Below are 18,279 nucleotides of genomic sequence, written 5' to 3' on the forward strand. Positions count from 1 at the left end.
CGAGCCGCGATCCGCGCCGTGCAGTCAGATTCCGGAAGTCTACGCCGTTTGGGACACCGATTCCAGACGTTGGGTCATGTCCGTCAGCTGTGCGGAGATCTCCGTAAGACGGCTCTGGCTGGCCGCGTTCACTTCACCGAGCGCGAATGTCACGTGCGCCTGCGCGGCGAGCAGGCCCAGGCTCGCCTCCTGCGCCACCGTCTCGGCGTGCCAGGCAGCGGTATCTACGTCGCCCATCATTGCCAGCGCCAGGTCGGCCCGCGCGATGGCGGCGGCCGCATCGTCGATCGCTGCCCGCCTTATCGTGTCCGACTTCGCGTCAGCATCGGCCGCCGGATCCGATTCGATCAGCGCTCCGCCCGTAACCCCAGCCGACGCAATACCGAGTGAGTCGGCACGGGACACCACGGCAGCCTGTGCGGTCGGTGCGAGTGGCAGGGTCAGTGCGAGGACTCCAGCAGCCGCCAACTTCTTTGTTCGCGCGTTCATGCCTCTATGATGGCACGCGTTCCTGAGCGGCCACTGTGCTGCGCTTAGGGGATTCGCCAGTGCGGCTGCCCCGCGCGCCCGCAGCAGGACCGAACGCGCTATCCGAACCGGAAGCGCGAAAGCGGCTGCCCCGCGCGCCCGCAGCAGGGTCACGGGGGCTTAGCGGTGCGACACGATCCGATTGCGCGGCTCAGAGCCCGCCGCTCGGCATCGCTAACGCCCAGTGCGTACTGCGTCTTGACCTGCACCTGTTTGATCGCATAGACGCACCGAAATCCCGCGTTGGGAGGCGTCCACTGATCGGCGGTCGCGGCGCCCTTGTCCTGATTGGCGGTGCCCGCGACGGCCAGCAAATTGTCCGGATCGTTGGCGAAGGCAATCCGCACGGTCCGATCCCACGCCCATGCGCCCGAGTTCCACGCATCCGCGAGCGCCACAACGTGGTCAATCTGCACGCGCGCACTGGTGCTGCCGCGCGCGAATTGAATATCCGAACCCGTGTAGGGGTCGTGCAACACGCCTGCCTGCACCACGCAGGCGCCCGCACCGGGAGCAAGCGTGACCGCCTCCAGGTCCCGCCGCAGGATGTCGTTGCGGGTATCGCAACCGTTGGAATCGATATCCGCCCACGCCTGGCCAAATTCCGCCCGCTCGTATGCGGGAACCCGCGTCGGCCGCGTGCTTCCTAGCCGTTGCACCTGAACGCGCGCGGCGGCCAGGACCTCAACGGTCACCGGATAGCGGGCGAGTGCCTTGTAGTCCTGTGCCCGCGGAAGCATCACCCCGAGCGCTAGCCCCAGCAACGTTACTGCCGCGGCCCACACGAACACGATCACGTCCCAATCCCCTCTCCTCTCTCGCGTACCGTCCATGCCTGTTTTCTACAGTCGCGACGCGCGCCACGACCCACCGGGGCCCCGCCTGTGGATAACTCTTCGGCGTCACCGGGTCGGTTTAGGGTGGTGTCAACGAAGACAAGGAGGCGTCATGAGGTTTATCGCGACCGCGGATTGGCAGTTGGGCATGACGGCGCGCTATCTTTCCGACGAGGCCCGCCCGCGCTATCACCAGGCGCGCTTGGACGCGGTGCGTCGCATCGGGGAACTGGCGCGCGACCGCGACGCCGCGTTCGTGGTGGTTGGCGGCGACGTGTTCGAACACAACCAACTCGACCGAGCGATCGTCTCGCGCGCCTTCGAGGCCCTGCGCGGCTTCACCGTCCCCGTGGTGCTGGTCCCGGGCAATCACGACCCACTCGACGCAGGGTCGATCTACCGATCCCCCGCATTTACGTCCGCCTGCCCCGCAAACGTTATCGTCGCGACCGGGCCTCGTCCCTTCTCGGTGGTTCCCGGAGCGAGCATTGTCGCCGCTCCGTGGTCCTCCAAGCGGCCGACCTCGGACCTGGTCGCCGACGCACTCGCCCCGCTCGAACCGCGCCCTGACGGCCAGGTGCGGGTGCTGGTGGGGCACGGTGCGGTGGCATCCCTGAACCCGGACGCGTCCTCGCTCGCGGCAATAGACGACACCGCCCTTGCGGCTGCCGCCGACTCGGGGGTGATCGACTTTGCGGTACTCGGGGACCGGCACAGCACCACGCAGGTGGCACCCCGCATTTGGTATCCGGGGACGCCCGAGGTGACGGCGCGACGGGAGGTGGAACCCGGCAATGTGCTGGTGGTGGACGTGGATCCGGCCTCTCGCAGCGCGGATGTCGAGGTGGTACGGGTCGGGACGTGGCGATTCGTGACGCTGCAGCGCACTCTTGCAGAAGTGGGCGACGTGGACCAGCTGGGACGCGACCTCGATGCGATGCCCGCGAAGGAACGCACGGGCGTGTGGCTGGCATTGACAGGAGCACTCACCGCGGCGGCCGCCGCGCAGCTCGAATCCGTCATCGATCGTGCGCGGGACGTTTTCGCGCGGCTCGACGTGTGGGATAGCCATAGCGATCTGGCCGTGATACCCGATGACCATGATTTCACCGACATGGGATTGAGTGGCTTCGCTGACGATGCGGTTCGCGAATTGGCGGCGTTGGCGCTTTCGGATAGTGAATTGGCCCGTACCGCGCAGGACGCCCTTTCCGTTTTGTACCGAATCGAGCAGGCACAATCATGAAATTGCGAACCATCGAGCTGCGCAATTTCCGCGGCGTCGGCCATTGCCTCGTCAACTTCGAGGCCGGCGCGACGATTATCGAAGGCGAAAACGAGGTGGGTAAGTCCTCGATCGCCGAAGCGTTGCGGGTACTTCGCGAGGTCAAGGCGTCGTCGAACCGGGCTGATATCAAGGCACTACAACCCGCCGGGCGCGATGTCGGACCCGAAGTTCGCCTCACCATGACCACGGGACCCTACGAACTGACATACTTCAAGCGGTGGTTACGCAGTCCCGCCACCGAGCTGACCGTGACTGCCCCGGCGCCGGAACAGCACACCTCCGATCCGGCGCACGAACGCTTCCTCGCGATACTGCGTGAAACCATCGATGTCGACCTGCTCACCGAGCTGGACGTGGTGCAGGGATCGTCGCTATCGCAACCGGTGCTGGCACGCATCGGGGCACTCCGGGAAGCCCTGGATCGCACGGGGCAGGCGGCGGGGAGCAGTGACGAACTCCTCGGCGCGATTAATGACGAGTACGCAAAGTACTTTACGGCGAGCGGTCGGGAGAATCGGGCGTTCCTCGCGAGCGCAGAGGCCGTGCGCACCGCCGCGGCCGCCGTCGCGGAAATCGAGGGGCAGTTGAGCGACGTCGATGCCTTGGTCGCCGAGCACTCCGAGGTCTCGCGACGGCTCGAGGCCCTGCAACCGCAATTGGCGGCGGCCGCGAGGGGCTGCGATGATCTGCGCAGGCGCGACCTTGAGCTCGGGGAGCTACGAGATCGGGTCGCCCAGGCCAAGAGCTCGCTGAAGTTGGCCCTGGCGCAGCAGGAGACCGCGCGACGCGCCGCCGACGAACGACGGGCGGCGCATGCCAACGTGAAACACCGCGCTGCGGCGGTAGAGGCGGCAGAGCTGGCCGCCAAAGCAACCAGCGAGGTGCTGGCCGAACACGAAGAGCGCCTCGTTTCGTTGCGCGACGCCGAGAAGCGGGCTCGGGCCGCGCGCGATAGCGCCGCGCGGGTCGCGAAGGATGCTGCCGATGCCGCCTCGCTTGTGCGGGCCAAGGGCGAGGCTCAGGCTCTGGATGCGCGCCTCGCCGCCATCGACGCCGAATCCAAGAAACTGCAAGCTGCCGAACTCGCGGTGCGTGACAACCCGGCAAGTGACCGGGCGCTGCAAGAAGTGGTCGATCTCGAAACCACCTGGAGAGTTGCTGAGGCCGCGCTCGCTGCGGCAGCAGCTCGCGTCAGCGTTACGCCGCTGTGCGCGAAGCCAGTTGCCATTGGCGAAGCGACCGTGACCGAACCAGCAAGCTTCGAACTCCTCGATGACACCACAATCGAGGTGCCCGGGGTCGTTCGCGTCGAGCTGACGCCGGGAGCGCAACCAGTGGACCTGCGGCGTGCGCAAGAGGCGGCGCACAAGGACCTTGCCGAAGCACTGCGGGAATTCGGCGTTGAGAGCCTCCAGGCCCTCCGCGCGCGGGTAAGCGCACGGCGGGAGGCAGAACGCGAACGCGACAAGGCGCAGTCGGCCTACGAGGCGCTACTCGCCGGTCAGCACCTTCCGGCGCTGACTGCGCAGGCGGCAGACTTGAAAAGGCGAATCGAAACCCTGGCCAAGCGAGTCGCTGCACAGCACGGGGCCGAAGGCGCAACCGGGGCGGATTCACCGTCGACCCACACGCCGGAAGTCGCGGGTCCGCCAACTCCCGCTTCGCTGAGCGAGGCAGAAGATTGTGCGCACGCGGCCGCGATCAATGCGGAACGCGCCGAACAGGAACTCGCGGAATGCGCGAAACGCGTCAGCGACCTGGTCGCCGAAACAGATAGAGCCCGCGACGCCGACATACGGGCCAACAGCGAGTTGGAGGCGGCAAACCACGAGCTGGAGACGGTAACTGCCAGCCTTACGACGGCCCGAATGGCAAGTTCCGATGCGGATCTCAATGCGGACCTCGCTTCCGCGACCGCGCTAGCCGAGGCCTGCAGCGGGGAGGTGGACGCGGCCAACGCCCGTCTCGCCATGGAGAATCCGGATGCACTGGCGCAGGACCTCGAAAACGCGCTCGCCCTGGTCAAGCGGCGCGAGACCGAGATCGAGCAGGCCCGCAATCGACTCATCGAGATCGACGCGCTGCTGGGAGATCGCGGATCGCGGGGGCTAGCAGACGCCTTGGCCGACGCGCAGCAAAGAGAAGACTCCGCCCGGGCGAGCCACCAACGGTTACACCGCCAAGCAATGGCCGCGAGGCTTCTGAAGGAAACCATGGATCGACACCGACGGCTCGCTCAGGAGCGGTACGTCGCTCCGTTCCGCGAGCGCATCGAGGCCCTGGGAAGGCCGCTCTTCGGGTCGGATTTCCAGGTAGAGATCTCCCCCGAACTCGAAGTCGTCTCGCGAACGGTCAACGCGCAAACGGTTCCCTTCACCTCCCTGTCCGCTGGTGCTCGCGAACAACTCGCGCTGCTGGGCCGAATCGCTTGCGCCGAACTAGTCGATCCCGCACGCGGCGCCCCCCTGATCCTCGACGACACCTTCGGGTTTGCGGACCCGGCCCGGCTCGCAAGGCTCAACGTGATCCTCAACGCTGCCTCTAAGAAGACGCAAATAGTCGTGCTCACGTGCCAGCCCGACCGTTTCGACAAGCTGGGAAGCGCCAGCGTTGTGCGGTTGCCCCGCACGGCGCAGGCGTAGGAACCTGGGCGAAGACACTCCAACGCGACCTCGCCACAGGACCTTCGAACCTGAGTGAAGACACTACAACGCGACCTCGCGAGGACCTCCGAACCTGGGCGCCAGCGTAGGAGCCGGACATAGGGATGCTCCCGGGGTGGTCCCTGACCACCCCGGGAGCATCGGTCGCCGCCCGGCCTACCGCCGCACGACCACCTTGGCCTTCGATACGCGAGCCGGTTTGGAAACGGAGGTTACCGTAAATCGAACCGCGCCCTTGGTCTTCTTCTTGCCCTTCTTCGCCTTTATCACCACGGTCAATCGCACCGACTTGCCCGCTGCAACCCGACCGGTCTTGAACTTGCGGGAACGCACCGCACGGGTCACGTCCTTCCCCTTGGCATTGCGAACCTTCACGGTGAAGCCCTTGGGCGCCTTCGACGCTTTGAACCGCAACGCGTCGGTCGCGTTACCCAGGTTCGCCAGCACAACGGTTACCTTCTTGGCCTTACGCTTCTTGACCTTCACCGCGGCCTTGGCTCCGAGCCGGGCGCCGACCATGATCTTGGGACTGTAGGTCGTCACGGGCAGGTACTTGGTGTGGTTGACCACCTTGACGACCGTGTGCGTCTCGATGATCGTCCCGCCACCGGTGCTGCCCCCCGTGACGGTGTAGGTCGGTTTGTCGTTCAGCGAGACCGTGAGTGCAACGGAACCCTCATCGCCCGCTGGCTCCTCGGAATAGCGGGAGACAACGATGAAGTAGGTCGCCCCCGCCGATACCTTGACATCAGATACGGCGCCCGCGATCGATCCGAACGCGTCATCGGAACAGGCCACCGAGTCGAACGAAGATCCGCTCTGCGTAAACACGGACACCACGGTGTCGTTGAAGGCACCCGTGCTTCCCCCCGTGCCAACGTTGAGGTAACCCGACACAGATGGTGTGATGGTCCACCACAGGCTGCCGCCGCCCTGGCGTGGCCCACCCGTCGCGCAGGCGTGGAACGGGTTCTCGTCGAAGGTTCCCGCGGAGGCCGCATCGGTCACGATTTGCTTGAACGGGGTGGCAGTGATCGGCAGCGCGTTGGCGTACGAATCGTTGAAGGAAAAGTCCGAACTGATGGAAACCTGAAGTATTGAGTCGGAGGCCCTATCCAGTTCCCCGTCGCTTCCCACCATGACGTAGTAGGTCTCGCCGCCGGTGACATCGACGGTGGTGAGGTCGCTTCCGTAAGTGCTCAAGCAGCTCAGCTGATTGTCCTCATTCGGCTCCCCCGCAAAGACGGCCGTAACCACGCCCATGTCCTCGTCGTATTCGTAATCCAGGTCGTAAATCTTGCTGCCGGCCGTGTCGATCCGAATACGGCCCGTTTGCGCCGGTTCAACCTTGTACCACACGGTGTTGGAAACGTTGTCGTACGTGCAATCCGTGAGGGGATCCGTGTCGGAGCGCGTCGCCCACCGGATGCTATCGACGCTGTCGACGTACGACTCCTGTGGACCATCGAAAGACACCTCCGTGGCGTCGGCGATCAGGTCGTTAGCGGGCGCGCACATGCTTCGATAGACAACGCCGCTGGGCGCCGATCGATCGCCGTTACCCGCAACCGCCGTGACGCGGTAGTAGACCAACCCGCACACGTCGGGGACGTCTGAGTATGAGGTCTTGGTGGCGGGCAAATCGGCGCCGAGGCGCGCCCACGAACCCCCGGCCACCCGCGATTCGACCGAGATTGCCGTGATCTGAACGTCCTCGGGGCCGACGACAGGCAGCGCCCAACTGATCTCATTGGTAACGTCGTCCGACGCCTCGAGGCTTACGTCCGTCACGGACTGCGGGCATTGACGCAGGGTGTGCCGCACCTCGTCCGAGGGAACCGACGCAACGCCCGCGGCGGTCACAACGGCGACGGAGATGCTCAGTTCCCCGCACGATTCGTTCGAGAGCGAATACTGCGTAATGTCGCGCACTTCGTGCTGGGTTCGCTCCCCGGACACCGCAGAGACGACGGTCACCACATAGTGGTCTGCATTCGCAGATGGATCCCAACTCGCGACATCGGTTTGCGGGTCGACCGCCAGCCCGGTCGGCGGATCCAGCGTCAGCGCAGCCAAGATCGCGGGCGGGGAAACCCTGGGGAAAGTGACCTTCTTGATGCGCGGATCCTTCACCTGCACGCCTGTGCGCTCCAGGAATTCTTGCAGGCCGGCTGCCGTAAACGCCTTGCGCCCCTTATCGGCGGCAATTTCTTTGGTTAGGGCCGCCACGCCAACCGCGTATGGAGTGGCCATCGAGGTTCCACACATGGGCACGTCGTCGGTGCCTGCCAACCCTAGCGACGTAATCTCGCACCCGGGTGCAACGATGTCGACCAGCTGCCCCGGCCCCTGCACCGCAGTCGCGTTGGAATAGCAGGAAACCTGATCGGCCAGCGTGCCGCTCCCGTAGCAGTAATCGGCGCTTGCGTTATCGGTGACATCGACGGATCCGACACCGATCGCACCGTCCACGCAGGCGGGCGCGCTCACCGAGGAGGTGGACTCGTCATTTCCGGTCGCCACAAAATTGGACACTCCCTGCGCGTTGAGGTTTGCGAAAGCAACCTTGTACGCGGCGTTGTCACTGTTGCAGCTATCGGCGTCGGTGTAGTCGCCGCCGCCCAGGCTCAGGTTGACGAAGTCGACGGTTCCGGCAGCATCATCGTTGAGTTCGGTGACGTAATCGAGTGCCGCAAGGATGCCCGCATCGTCCCCGTAACCATAAGAATCGAGGACCTTGATTGCGTAGAAATCGGCGCCTGGGGCAACGCCGTTTGGCCCGGTGATAATGCCCGCGACGTGCGTGCCGTGGCTCTCGTCGTCGGCAGGAGTATCGGTTGCGTCGTCCTCGTCGCACCCGTCATCGGCAAAGCACGCCTGGCCCACCAGATTGTCCGCCAAACCCGGATGCACCACGCCGTCTGTGATGTCGACGCCGGTATCCAAGATCGCGACTGTCGCCCCGTCGCCGGTGTATCCCGCCAGTTGCACTTCATCGGCGCCGGTGAGCGTGTTCGCCTCGTCCAGCGTCGATTTCTTGACCGTCTTGTTGGTCTGGATCGCCGTCACCGCGGGGTTGGCGCTGAGCGCGGCCAGGCCCTGGCCGTCGACCTCGACGGCTATCGCCGAGACGGTCGTGTATGTTCGCTTGACCGTCGCGTGGCCGGCGGGAAGCGCCTTCACGATCGCTTTGCGGGTCGCTGCGATCTTTGACCGCGCGCTGGCGGTCCGCCTCTTGGACGCACCCGCCTTCACCCCGGCGTCAAAGACCGCGATCACCGATGCCGTCGCGTCCGGGTCCTTCGCCAACTTTTCCGCCTGCTTCTTGGCCTCGGCGGACAGGACGTCGGCGCCTACGTCAGCGGCGGCGGGTGGGGTCGTGTCGCTGGGCAATGGAGCGGCAACGGCCCCGCCAGCGGCGCTCAGGGTTGCGCCCACGAGCGCTGTTGCACACAACGCGGCGGCGATGCGATGGCGATATTTCAAAATCCCCCCTGGGGTATCACGCCGAAGCCAATTGGGACCCGGCGTATTGTTAGTGACTAGGCCACCCTACTTTTCACGGCCGCCCCTGTCGACCCGGCCGCTGCCGATCCGGCGACGGTCCGCCCCCGCGGGCTCGCAAGGACACTACGAAACGGCCCGGCCCTTGCGATTCATATACCCCCGGGGGTATGCTGTGGATATGACAACTCACGAAGTGACCCTTGACAACGTCAAGGACATTATCAACGGCAACGAAATCGTCCTCCTGGACTTTTGGGCATCGTGGTGCGGACCGTGCCGGGCCTTCGCTCCGGTCTTCGACAAGGCATCCGAAACTCACCCCGATGTGACGTTCGGCAAGGTGGACACGGAGGCTAACCGGCAGCTCGCCGCAGAATTCGGCATCTCGGGCATACCGACGCTGATCGCCTTCCGCGACGGCATCGGAGTCTACAACGAGGCGGGCGCGCTGCCCGCTCCGGCCCTTGAGTCGCTGATCACGGCGATCAAGGACTTGGACATGGACGAGGTTCGCGAAAAGCTCCAAGCCGCCAAGGCCGAGCAGGGAGGCACCACCAAATGAAGCTCGTCATAGTGGGCGGGGTCGCCGGCGGCATGAGCGCCGCAGCACGCGCCCGGCGCCTCGACGAATCCGCGCAGATCATCGTGCTAGACAAGGGCAAGCACGTATCCTTCGCGAATTGCGGGCTACCGTATTTTATAGGGGACGAGATCACCGATCCCGGCGCCCTGTTGGTCCAAACGCCGCAGTCGCTCAAGGCGGCGCTGAACCTCGACGTTCGCCCCGAACACGAAGTAGTCGGGCTCGACGCCGCGGCTCACACGGTAACCGTGAAGTCCGCGCAGGGCACGCACCGCGAATCGTACGACGCCTTGATCCTCGCACCTGGAGCAAATGCGGTCATCCCGCCGCTTCCCGGAATAGGCTCAGCGCGCGTGCGCACCCTGCGCACGGTCGACGACGCGGTCGCCCTCAAAGACATGGCGGACGGTGCCAAGGATGCGGTGGTGCTCGGCGCGGGGTTCATCGGGCTGGAAGCCGCCGAGGCCCTGGAGAAGCGCGGCCTGAACGTGACCGTCGTCGAGCTGGCACCGCAGATCCTGCCGCCCCTGGACGCGCCCATGGCCAACCTAGTGCAGGCGGAACTCGAACGACTGGGCATATCCGTGCGCGTCGGCGTCGGCGCAACCGAAGTGATCCCCGGCGACGAGCGCGATGTCGTGGTCCTCGCCGATGGCACCCGCATCCCCGCCGACCTCATCGTGATATCTGTCGGAGTGCGCCCCGCCACTGCGGTCTTCGAAGCAGCCGGCATCGCCTGCGACCGGGGCGCAATCCTCACTGACGACCACGGGCGCACCAATCTGCCCGACGTGTGGGCCGTGGGTGACGCGACAGCGGCAAAGGATCCCGTAACCGGTGCGGTGCGCCCCGTCGCACTTGCCGGGCCCGCGAACCGGGCCGGGCGCCTGGTAGCGGACGATTTATTCGGGTTGGAGGGCGCTCGTCCCATCCCAACTCCACTCGGTACCGCGATCGTTCGCGCCGGGAATCTCACCGCGGCAATGGTGGGCGCCAACAGGCGCAGCCTGGAGCAGGCGGGAATCGACTTCGACACGATCGACCTGCACCCCAATCAGCACGCCGGGTACTTTCCGGGGGCGTCGCAGATTCACCTGACCGTCCACTTCCGGGCTAACGACGGCACAATCCTGGGTGCGCAGGCCGTTGGCGCCGACGGCGTCGACAAGCGCATCGATGTGCTCGCCACCGCGATTCGCGCCAAAATGGCGGTGGGCGACCTGATCGACCTGGATCTGTGCTACTCGCCGCCCTACGGCAACGCCAAGGACCCCGTCAACCTGGCCGGCATGTTCGGTCAAAACGTGCTGGATTCCACCACCGCGCTGTGGCATCCCGCGGACCTGGACCGGGTTACGCAGACCTCGCTCATCTTGGATACGCGAAGCGCGGGAGAATTCGCCGGCGGGCACGTCGCGGGCGCGCTGAACATTCCGCATACCCAATTGCGCGACCGCATCGATGAGGTCACCGCCGCCGCCGCCGGGCGGCCCGTGCGGGTGCTGTGCGCCTCGGGTATGCGTTCTTACATAGCGCACCGCGTCTTGCAGCAGGCCGGGTTCGACTCCGCAACGCTTTCCGGTGGCATGCTGGCCCTGCGCGCCCATCTGGGCGATCGCGGCGATTCCGTAATAGTAAAGGGGTAGGACCATGTCGACGAGCGACGAAGAGACTCAGAAGAAGATCCTGAACCGTCTCAAGCGGGCGCGCGGGCAACTCGACGCGGTGATACGCGCCGTCGAAACCGGCGGATCCTGCCGCGACGTCGTGACGCAGTTGGCGGCGGTGACCAGCGCCCTGGACAGGGCGGGGTTCACGATTGTTTCGTCCGCGATGAGGGACTGTGTTGCGCTGCAGGATCAGCCCGCGGGCACCGACGCGGCCGAGAACCGCGAAGTCCTGACCGTCGCCGAACTGGAAAAACTGTTCATGATGCTTGCCTAAGGCGCGGTCGGGGGTGCCCGGCCCGCCATTGCACGCCATTGCGAGCGGCTGCACGCCGCTGCGCATCCTCGCGGCTGCACGCCGCCAAAACCTCCGGGTGGGATCGTTTCGCACCTGGCACAACCATCGCAAAGAGTGAATCTAGGAGAAAACCATGTGCTACCCAGCCACCTGCCGCAAGTGCGGAAAGACGACCTGGTCCGGATGCGGACAACACGTTGACCAGGTCATGCGACACGTCCCCAAGGCCCAGCAGTGCCAGGGACACGCGGCGGAGCCGTCCACCGGCCTGCTCGGCCGGATTTTCGGCGGCCGCTGAGCCCCCTCGAATAGGTACTCTCCCGCCAATTCCGGGGGAAACGCCCCGTTCCGATTCATGCGAATCCGAACGGGGCGTATTCGTGTGCGCGCAACAGCGCTAGGCAGGCCAGGGGCCCGCCTAACCTTTTACGACGGGCAGTCCCGTGGCGCTTGCGGCTTGCGAGATCCCACCCAGATCCTCGACCTTCGTTAGCCCGGCCTGCTTCATCGCCGCCGCGGCCTGCGCGGATCGGTTCCCGCTGCGGCAATAGACCCGGTACGCCGCACCCGTGTCGAGCGACTCAATGCGCTGCGCGAAGTCGGACCCCTGCACGTCGATGTTGATGGCGCCCTGCAGGTGACCCTCCGCGTATTCGGAGGCGGTGCGCACGTCCACAATCGTGGCGGCCGCATTCTGCGCGGGCGCCTCGGTGCTCTGCGCGCCCGAGCACGCCGCGGTCAATCCGATCACGGCAGCTACCGCCGCGGCGGCAAACAATCGCGTCTTGCTTCGCATTTCGAACCTCCAGGTCAATAGTGAGTTGCAGCACCCCTTGCCGCCCATCCGATCATACCCCGGGGGGTATTGTCGGCGATACGATGGTCGCAAATGACACGCCCCCACGCCCCCTCTCGCGCAGCCAACATCGTGCTGGGCACCGCCATTTTCGCGTACATCGTGGCCGTCGCCCATCGCTCATCGTTCGGCGTCGCGAGCCTGGAAGCCATCGACCGATTCCAGGCGGACGCCACGACCGTCTCGCTTTTCGCCGTGGTGCAGATCGGCGTCTATGCGGCAGCGCAGCTGCCCGTTGGTATTGCCCTGGACAGGTTCGGGCCCCGCCGGGTGATCACAACCGGCGCCGTCCTGATGACTATCGGGCAGATCGGCATGGCCCTCGCATCGCACACCGAAATAGCGATCGCGATGCGCGTCCTGGTCGGCCTGGGCGACGCCACCACCTTCGTCGGGGCCGTGCGCCTCATCCCGGCGTGGTTCCCCGCCCGCCGCGTCCCAATCCTCACCCAGATCACCGGCATCGTCGGCCAGTTGGGCCAGGTCATCACGGCTTTCCCCTTCCTGGCGTTGCTGCATTCGCGCGGCTGGACCGTGGCATTCATGGCGCTGGCTGGGCTGGGCGTCGGCGCGGCGGTCGCGACTTGCGCCTGGGTAAGGGATTCACCGACGAGTTCCCCCCTCCCCGCCACCACCCAACCGCAGGGGCCGCAGGTCCCCTCGCCGGAGTCGCTGCGCGACGTCCTCACGCACCCCGGAACGTGGCTGGGGTTCTGGACGCACCTGGTAACCAGTTTTTCGCTCAGCGCCTTCACCCTCATGTGGGGTTACCCCTTCTTGGTCTCCGGTCAGGGGCTCGCGCCCAGCGCCGCCAGCTGGCTCTTGACGTGGAGCGTCATCGTTGCCATCGGTGCCGGCCCCCTCATCGGAGAGTTCACCGCCCGTCACCCGCTGCGCAGGTCGTGGGGCGTGCTCGCCATCGCGGGCGCGGTCGCAGCCGGGTGGCTCATGGTTTTGCTGCCTTCCGGCCCCCGCCCGATGTGGGTGCTCATCACCTTCATCACTCTGATTTCGTTGGGCGGACCGGGATCCGTCATCGGTTTCGATTTCGCGCGGTCTTTCACGCCGCCCAGCCGATTGGGAAGCGCGACCGGGATCGTGAACGTTGGCGGATTTGTGGGATCCATGGCCACCGTCTTGGCGGTTGGCGTTGTCCTTGACCGCGTCCGTACCGGCGCAACCTACACGCTCGACGATTTCCGTCAGGCCTTTGTCGTGGTTCTGATCGTGTGGGCAATCGGCATGGGTGGAGTGCTGCTTTCGCGGCGCGCCACCCGGTCGATGATGGCGACTCGCGGCGTGCAAATCCCGCCGCTGGCGGAGGTTTGGGCGCGCCGCGGCGCCCGCCGCGACGCCCAGAAGGCCGCGGACACCAACGCCGATCCACCGCAGCGCCGCCAGCCGCGCGGCTAGGTCAGCGCTCCATCTACCCGCGGCCAGGTCACCGCACCATCACCGCGCGGCTAGGCCACCGCACCATCACCGCGCGGCCAGGTCAGCGCCGCCCGTAGGGCCCGCGGCGAGGCGCGGGTTGGGGCTAGTCACCGACGCAACACGATCCGAACTCTATCCGCGGTTCCGCTACCGTTTTGCGGCACCGCAGCGAACGTCACGACGGACTTCTTCTTGACCTTCTTCGGTTTTACCCGTTTGAGTGTGACTAAAATTTTTGCGGATCCGCCCGGCTCCAGCACCTTTGTCGCGAAGGTACCCCTCGTGACCTTCGAAGTGATGTTTCGGCCACTGGCGGTGCGGTAGACGACCTTGTAACCCCTTGGCGTCTTTGTCCCTGTCAGCTTTATCCGGGAAGACGCCGCGCCGCGATTCCATACGGTCAGCGTGATCTTGGTCGTCTTCCCCGCGCGCTGGGTCTTTGTTTGCTTCGCTGCGGAACCGATGTAGTACCTGCCGACCTGCGCGCCCCTGCCCTTAATAGCCAGATCAGCGATGACACGCGTCCCCGCGGGGTTCACGACCGGGCTCGTCCCGCCGCGCGGAGTTGCAGACGAATCGCCGCCGGTGGAGCCCGACGCCCCGTTCCCGCCCGCGCCTTCGCCCCCGGTCGACGCGCCAGGATCAGTCCCGGGAGTCGGAATTGGATCGGTGCCGCCCGCGGATCCACCGTCAACCGGATCCGAACCGCCACCGTCCCCGGCGCCGGGCAGCGAACCACCACCATCACCGTCACCGGGCACCGAACCACCACCATCACCGTCCCCCTCACCGGGCAGCGAAACACCACCATCACCGTCCCCGTCACCGGGCAGCGAAACACCACCGCCACCGCCACCGTCCCCGTCACCGGGCTCCGATGTACCGGGATCGTCGGGGGCACTCACGGCAACGCGCACACCGGCGGTGCCCGCGTCATTCACCCCGGCACCGTCGATCCGATCGATGCGTATCAGATAGGTCGATCCGGATTCAAGCAGGACCGCATCGGTCGCCGCGGGCTTCGCCGCGGAACCGGCGGCGCAGCCGACATTCACCAATTCCGCCCCGGCAACCTTCCACACGGACAGAACGTGATCGCTCCACGACCCCGCCATTGTGTCCGCCGTGACGTCGACGGCCTGCGAAGCGATCGCGCCGAACGACCACCACAGGGAGGTCGTCACCCGCGATTGCTCCGTCGCGGCCAAACATCCGGCGGGGAACGCGATGGCACCGGACCGGGCGGCAAGCTCCGCATGCTCGCTCGTGGCCGAATATGGCAGGTTGCCGATAGCGGTTGCCGTCGCCCGCGTTTCGTTCCACGGCTGGCACATATTCCGCACCTGATCTGCGGAAATGGCGGCGTCGCCCGACGAATTCGTACTGACGATCCGATACGTGATGCTCGCGCATCCGGCCTGCTCGTCACCTAGATCATCGCGATAGCTGGTCGGCAATGCGCGGTCCGTCGCTGCGAAATGAACGATATCGGTGAAGGCGGCCTCGTCCCCCGTCTTTCTTTGAATCGTTAGGCCTGCCGCCGCCGGCAAATCCCAGGTCAAAAGCACGACTCGCTCCCCGCCGGACGCCGCCGAGAAGCCGCTGACCGCCGCCGGGCAGGCCCGAGCGGTGGCGCCGACCTGCTGCGTCCACTCCGAGACGACCCCACCCGCGGACACCGCCGCCACCCTATACGCCAACGCGCCGCACCCCGGGCCTTCATCGATGAACGAGGCCGCCTCGACCTCCCATCGCGTCGTCCCCGCCGCGCCCGTTCGCTCGAGGACGTAATGATCGGCGCCAGTGACCGCGCCCCACTGCAATGAAACGTTCGACGGCGTCGCCGCCGCCACCAGCCCCGTTGGCGCGCCAATCGCAAGACTGCGCACCGCCGCTAGAGCGTCGACTCGCGGGAACTGAATCGTGCCGGACAGGCGCGTATCGGTCACCGGTTTCCCCGATTGCTCGAGGACCTGCTCCAGCTCATCCGCGCTCAAGGTGACGCCCGCATCCGCGGCCGCCTCTAGAACAACCGCGCCGATCGCGGCCGCGTTGGGGGTGGCCATCGAGGTCCCGCACTTGACATCGGTAGTCGCCCCGCCCGCGCCATCGGACGCAATGGCGCATCCGGGCGCGAGCAGGTCGACTAACTCGCCGGTGCCGCGCGTGGCGGTTGTATTCGAAAAGCAGCCGACCATGTCTACGACCGCGTGCGCGTCGCGGCAGTTCGCGAACGAGACGTTCATGGCCGCGTCGTACGTGGCTCCCACGCCGATTGCCCCATCGACGCATCCCGGGGCCGACACGCCATTGGTGTTGGCGTCGTTGCCGGTGGCGGCAAAGATCGCAGCGCCCTGAGCCCGCAGGTCGGCGAAAGCGGTCTTGTAGGCCTGGTTGTCCGCGTTGCACGCGGCCCTATTCGCGTAGGTGTCACCACCCAGCGACATGTTGACGAGGTTCACCGAGCCCGGTGCGGAAGCGTTCTTGTTCACTATCCAATCGACGGCGGCCAGGATGTCGGAGTCGTATCCGCTGCCGTCGCTGAGCACCTTAATGGGGTAGATCTTCGCGTCGGGGGCGGCCCCGTTGCCTCCCGTGATTATGCCCGCGACGTGCGTGCCATGGAAATCCGCGTCATCGGCCGCGACGTTGGGGCCGGTGGGGCAGTCATTGTCCTCGCGGAAACACAGTTGCTCAACGACGTCGTCCGCCAGGTCCGGATGCACGGAACCCGTGTCGGAGGCGATTCCGGTATCGATTATTGCCACGGAGACGCCCTTGCCCGTGTACCCGTACGATCCTTGTACCTGGGTGATTCCGGTCACCGCATTGGATTCGAGCATCGTGGCGCGCACGACCCGATCCATTTGCACGGCCGTCACGTTCGGATCCTCGCGCAGATCGTCGAGCGCCGCCTCATTCACCCGCAAACTCACCGCGGGGATCCTGGCGTAAGTCCGCGCAACGCGGTAGTCCGCCGTGCTGAGCTTTGCGAGCACCGCGGCGCGCCCGCGCGCGACCGCGGCCTTCGAGCTGACCACGCCTGCCGCGCGCTGGGTCGCGGTGCTGCCAGATCCAGCGAAGGTGACAATGACCCGAGCCGACCCGGAAGCGTCGAGCGCCACATCCGAGGCGACGTGGGCCGCAACATCGGCCTGCTGCGAAGAACCCGCCTGTCGCGCCGTCGGATCCGCGCTGGCGGCTGCGTCACGGCCCGCGGCCGCAGCCGGTTGGGTCATCGCAGAGACAGTCAGCAATGCCGCCATCGCTAATGCGCATACGCGCCCAAAGACTCTTTCCACTGCGACGGCTCCCGCCTGAATTCGGCGCATGTTGCGCGGGCCATTGTGTGCGGCAAATAATACGCCTCGGACATCCCGGAAGGAACCTTGCGCCCCGAATCCAACGGGCCAATGATCAGCGCGCCCCGCACACCGTCCCGCTGCGCGAGCCCGGCCGCACCTACCCCAAGGCCCAATCTGTTCTGCGGACTTCACAGGAGCGCCCTCACACGCTTGAAGGATGCCCAATTCATCAAGCGCCCGCGGACCCAAGGCCGAACCGCTATTCGATTGGACGACATACGCGCGCGAATTCGGCGTCCGCGTCCGCGCGCTGCGCGAGGCCCGCGAACTGACCCAGGAACAGTTGGCGGGGCTCGCCGGCATCGAGCGCAGCCAGTTGCAAAACATCGAACGCAACCGCACCTCCGCCAAGGGTCACCCCGCAAACCCGCAGCTCCTCAACGTCTTTCGGCTCGCCTGGGCCCTCCAGGTGCCGCCCGCAGTGCTGCTTCCCGAACTCGATGGCCCGCCTCAGGCGCACTATGGCCCGGTCTTCGACGCCACCTGGCCGACGATAGAAGCCCAATTGCGGGCCGACTGGTCGTCCTCGTAGCGCAACGCTTCAGCCGTCCTCGACCGGGCGGAACACGTCGTCGTAGACGGCGATTCCGGACGCTTCGATAGCCCGGTTGGCCCGCCGCCAACCCGGGTCGCTTGCGTGCACCGCGAGCGCCGCGTACCCGCGCGCATCCACCCAGGGCCAGAATTCGCGGCAATGCTGCTGCAAGATGGCCCCGACGCGGCCGAGGACCAGGGGTGAGCCGAAATACCAGCTTCCGTCCTCAAATCCGAAGTCGATGTTGAATACCACCCCCGCCCGCGTCATCGGCATCGGCCCCGAGCGCCGGTACTGCACGAACGGGCCCTCGCCGTCTCGCCGGTACTGCGGCTCGTAGCCGTAGGCCTCAATGCCGTGGCGCTGCAACGCCCGCACGACGCGACCCGCGTCGCCTTGCGTGAATTCGTCCCCCACCCACACTCTCAAGTCCCGCACCGAGGGATCACCAACTGCAACCAGTTCCCCGTCCCCTTCACCGAGATCGGGTGCCCACCGCAGGCCCTCATCGGTCAAGACCCTGCCGAACGCGGGAAACCGCACGGTTGCCGTCCTGATGTGGATTTGCCCGCACGTCTCCGCGATGACCAATCCATGGGGGCTGCGCTTCCTTGTCGTCTTCATCATCACTCCCTTCGCCGCAGGTACCTATGTGCGAAGAAGGCCGTTGTGGGACCGCCCATCCGGGTGGCCCCACAACGGCCGAATCTGCGGCCCTG

At 66.0% G+C, this 18,279-nt stretch carries 14 protein-coding genes; 8 read left to right on the forward strand and 6 right to left on the reverse strand.

What is annotated here, in order from left to right; translation table 11 throughout:
• Positions 1-39: 39 nt before the first annotated feature.
• Positions 40-489, reverse strand: a complete 450-nt coding sequence (locus FB389_RS06355) for a hypothetical protein (RefSeq protein WP_142112035.1) — start codon at positions 487-489, stop codon at positions 40-42.
• A 149-nt stretch (positions 490-638) separates the two neighbouring features.
• Entirely contained in the window at positions 639-1,361 is a 723-nt protein-coding gene (locus tag FB389_RS06360) for an HNH endonuclease family protein (protein ID WP_142112037.1), read from the reverse strand.
• Positions 1,362-1,476: 115 nt separating this feature from the next.
• On the opposite strand from FB389_RS06360, the gene FB389_RS06365 reads away from it, so the two are divergent.
• Positions 1,477-2,610 carry a metallophosphoesterase family protein gene (locus FB389_RS06365; protein ID WP_142112039.1) on the forward strand — a complete coding sequence of 378 codons (1,134 nt, stop codon included), beginning with the start codon at positions 1,477-1,479 and terminating at the stop codon, positions 2,608-2,610.
• Positions 2,607-5,294, forward strand: a complete 2,688-nt coding sequence (locus tag FB389_RS06370; RefSeq protein ID WP_142112041.1) for an AAA family ATPase — start codon at positions 2,607-2,609, stop codon at positions 5,292-5,294. The genes FB389_RS06365 and FB389_RS06370 overlap by 4 nt, the downstream gene beginning before the upstream one ends.
• A 177-nt stretch (positions 5,295-5,471) precedes the next feature.
• Here FB389_RS06370 and FB389_RS06375 read toward each other — a convergent pair whose 3' ends face one another.
• Positions 5,472-8,801, reverse strand: coding sequence for a S8 family peptidase (locus FB389_RS06375; protein WP_170207904.1), 3,330 nt, complete (start codon positions 8,799-8,801; stop codon positions 5,472-5,474).
• 199 nt (positions 8,802-9,000) lie between these two features.
• Here FB389_RS06375 and trxA point away from each other — a divergent pair, with 199 nt between their 5' ends.
• The 4 genes from trxA to FB389_RS10485 all read left to right on the forward strand — a co-directional run bounded on the left by trxA (position 9,001) and on the right by FB389_RS10485 (position 11,668).
• Positions 9,001-9,384, forward strand: a complete 384-nt coding sequence (gene trxA, locus FB389_RS06380; RefSeq protein WP_142112045.1) for a thioredoxin — start codon at positions 9,001-9,003, stop codon at positions 9,382-9,384.
• The gene (locus tag FB389_RS06385; RefSeq protein ID WP_142112047.1) at positions 9,381-11,051 is read left to right on the forward strand and encodes an FAD-dependent oxidoreductase; all 1,671 of its coding nucleotides are present in this window, start codon (positions 9,381-9,383) and stop codon (positions 11,049-11,051) included. The genes trxA and FB389_RS06385 overlap by 4 nt, the downstream gene beginning before the upstream one ends.
• Before the next feature lie 4 nt (positions 11,052-11,055).
• Positions 11,056-11,349, forward strand: coding sequence for a metal-sensitive transcriptional regulator (locus tag FB389_RS06390; protein ID WP_142112049.1), 294 nt, complete (start codon positions 11,056-11,058; stop codon positions 11,347-11,349).
• Between the two features lie 154 nt (positions 11,350-11,503).
• The gene (locus FB389_RS10485; protein WP_170207905.1) at positions 11,504-11,668 is read left to right on the forward strand and encodes a hypothetical protein; all 165 of its coding nucleotides are present in this window, start codon (positions 11,504-11,506) and stop codon (positions 11,666-11,668) included.
• A 120-nt stretch (positions 11,669-11,788) separates the two neighbouring features.
• Here the strand turns inward: FB389_RS10485 and FB389_RS06395 are convergent, their stop codons facing one another.
• Entirely contained in the window at positions 11,789-12,166 is a 378-nt protein-coding gene (locus FB389_RS06395; RefSeq protein WP_246043557.1) for a rhodanese-like domain-containing protein, read from the reverse strand.
• A gap of 93 nt (positions 12,167-12,259) precedes the next feature.
• On the opposite strand from FB389_RS06395, the gene FB389_RS06400 reads away from it, so the two are divergent.
• A complete protein-coding gene (locus FB389_RS06400; protein WP_142112052.1) occupies positions 12,260-13,639 on the forward strand; it encodes an MFS transporter in 1,380 nt (459 codons plus the stop codon).
• 128 nt (positions 13,640-13,767) lie between these two features.
• Here the strand turns inward: FB389_RS06400 and FB389_RS06405 are convergent, their stop codons facing one another.
• Positions 13,768-16,992 (reverse strand): S8 family serine peptidase, encoded by a 3,225-nt coding sequence (locus tag FB389_RS06405; RefSeq protein WP_170207906.1) that lies wholly within the window; start codon positions 16,990-16,992, stop codon positions 13,768-13,770.
• A 190-nt stretch (positions 16,993-17,182) separates the two neighbouring features.
• Here FB389_RS06405 and FB389_RS06410 point away from each other — a divergent pair, with 190 nt between their 5' ends.
• On the forward strand, positions 17,183-17,557 hold the full coding sequence (locus FB389_RS06410; RefSeq protein ID WP_142112056.1) for a helix-turn-helix domain-containing protein: 375 nt from the start codon (positions 17,183-17,185) through the stop codon (positions 17,555-17,557).
• 9 nt (positions 17,558-17,566) lie between these two features.
• Here FB389_RS06410 and FB389_RS06415 read toward each other — a convergent pair whose 3' ends face one another.
• The gene (locus FB389_RS06415; RefSeq protein WP_142112057.1) at positions 17,567-18,187 is read right to left on the reverse strand and encodes a hypothetical protein; all 621 of its coding nucleotides are present in this window, start codon (positions 18,185-18,187) and stop codon (positions 17,567-17,569) included.
• Positions 18,188-18,279 lie beyond the last annotated feature (92 nt).

This window comes from Rarobacter incanus (genome assembly GCF_006715765.1).
In the GTDB taxonomy this organism is placed as follows: domain Bacteria; phylum Actinomycetota; class Actinomycetes; order Actinomycetales; family Cellulomonadaceae; genus Rarobacter; species Rarobacter incanus.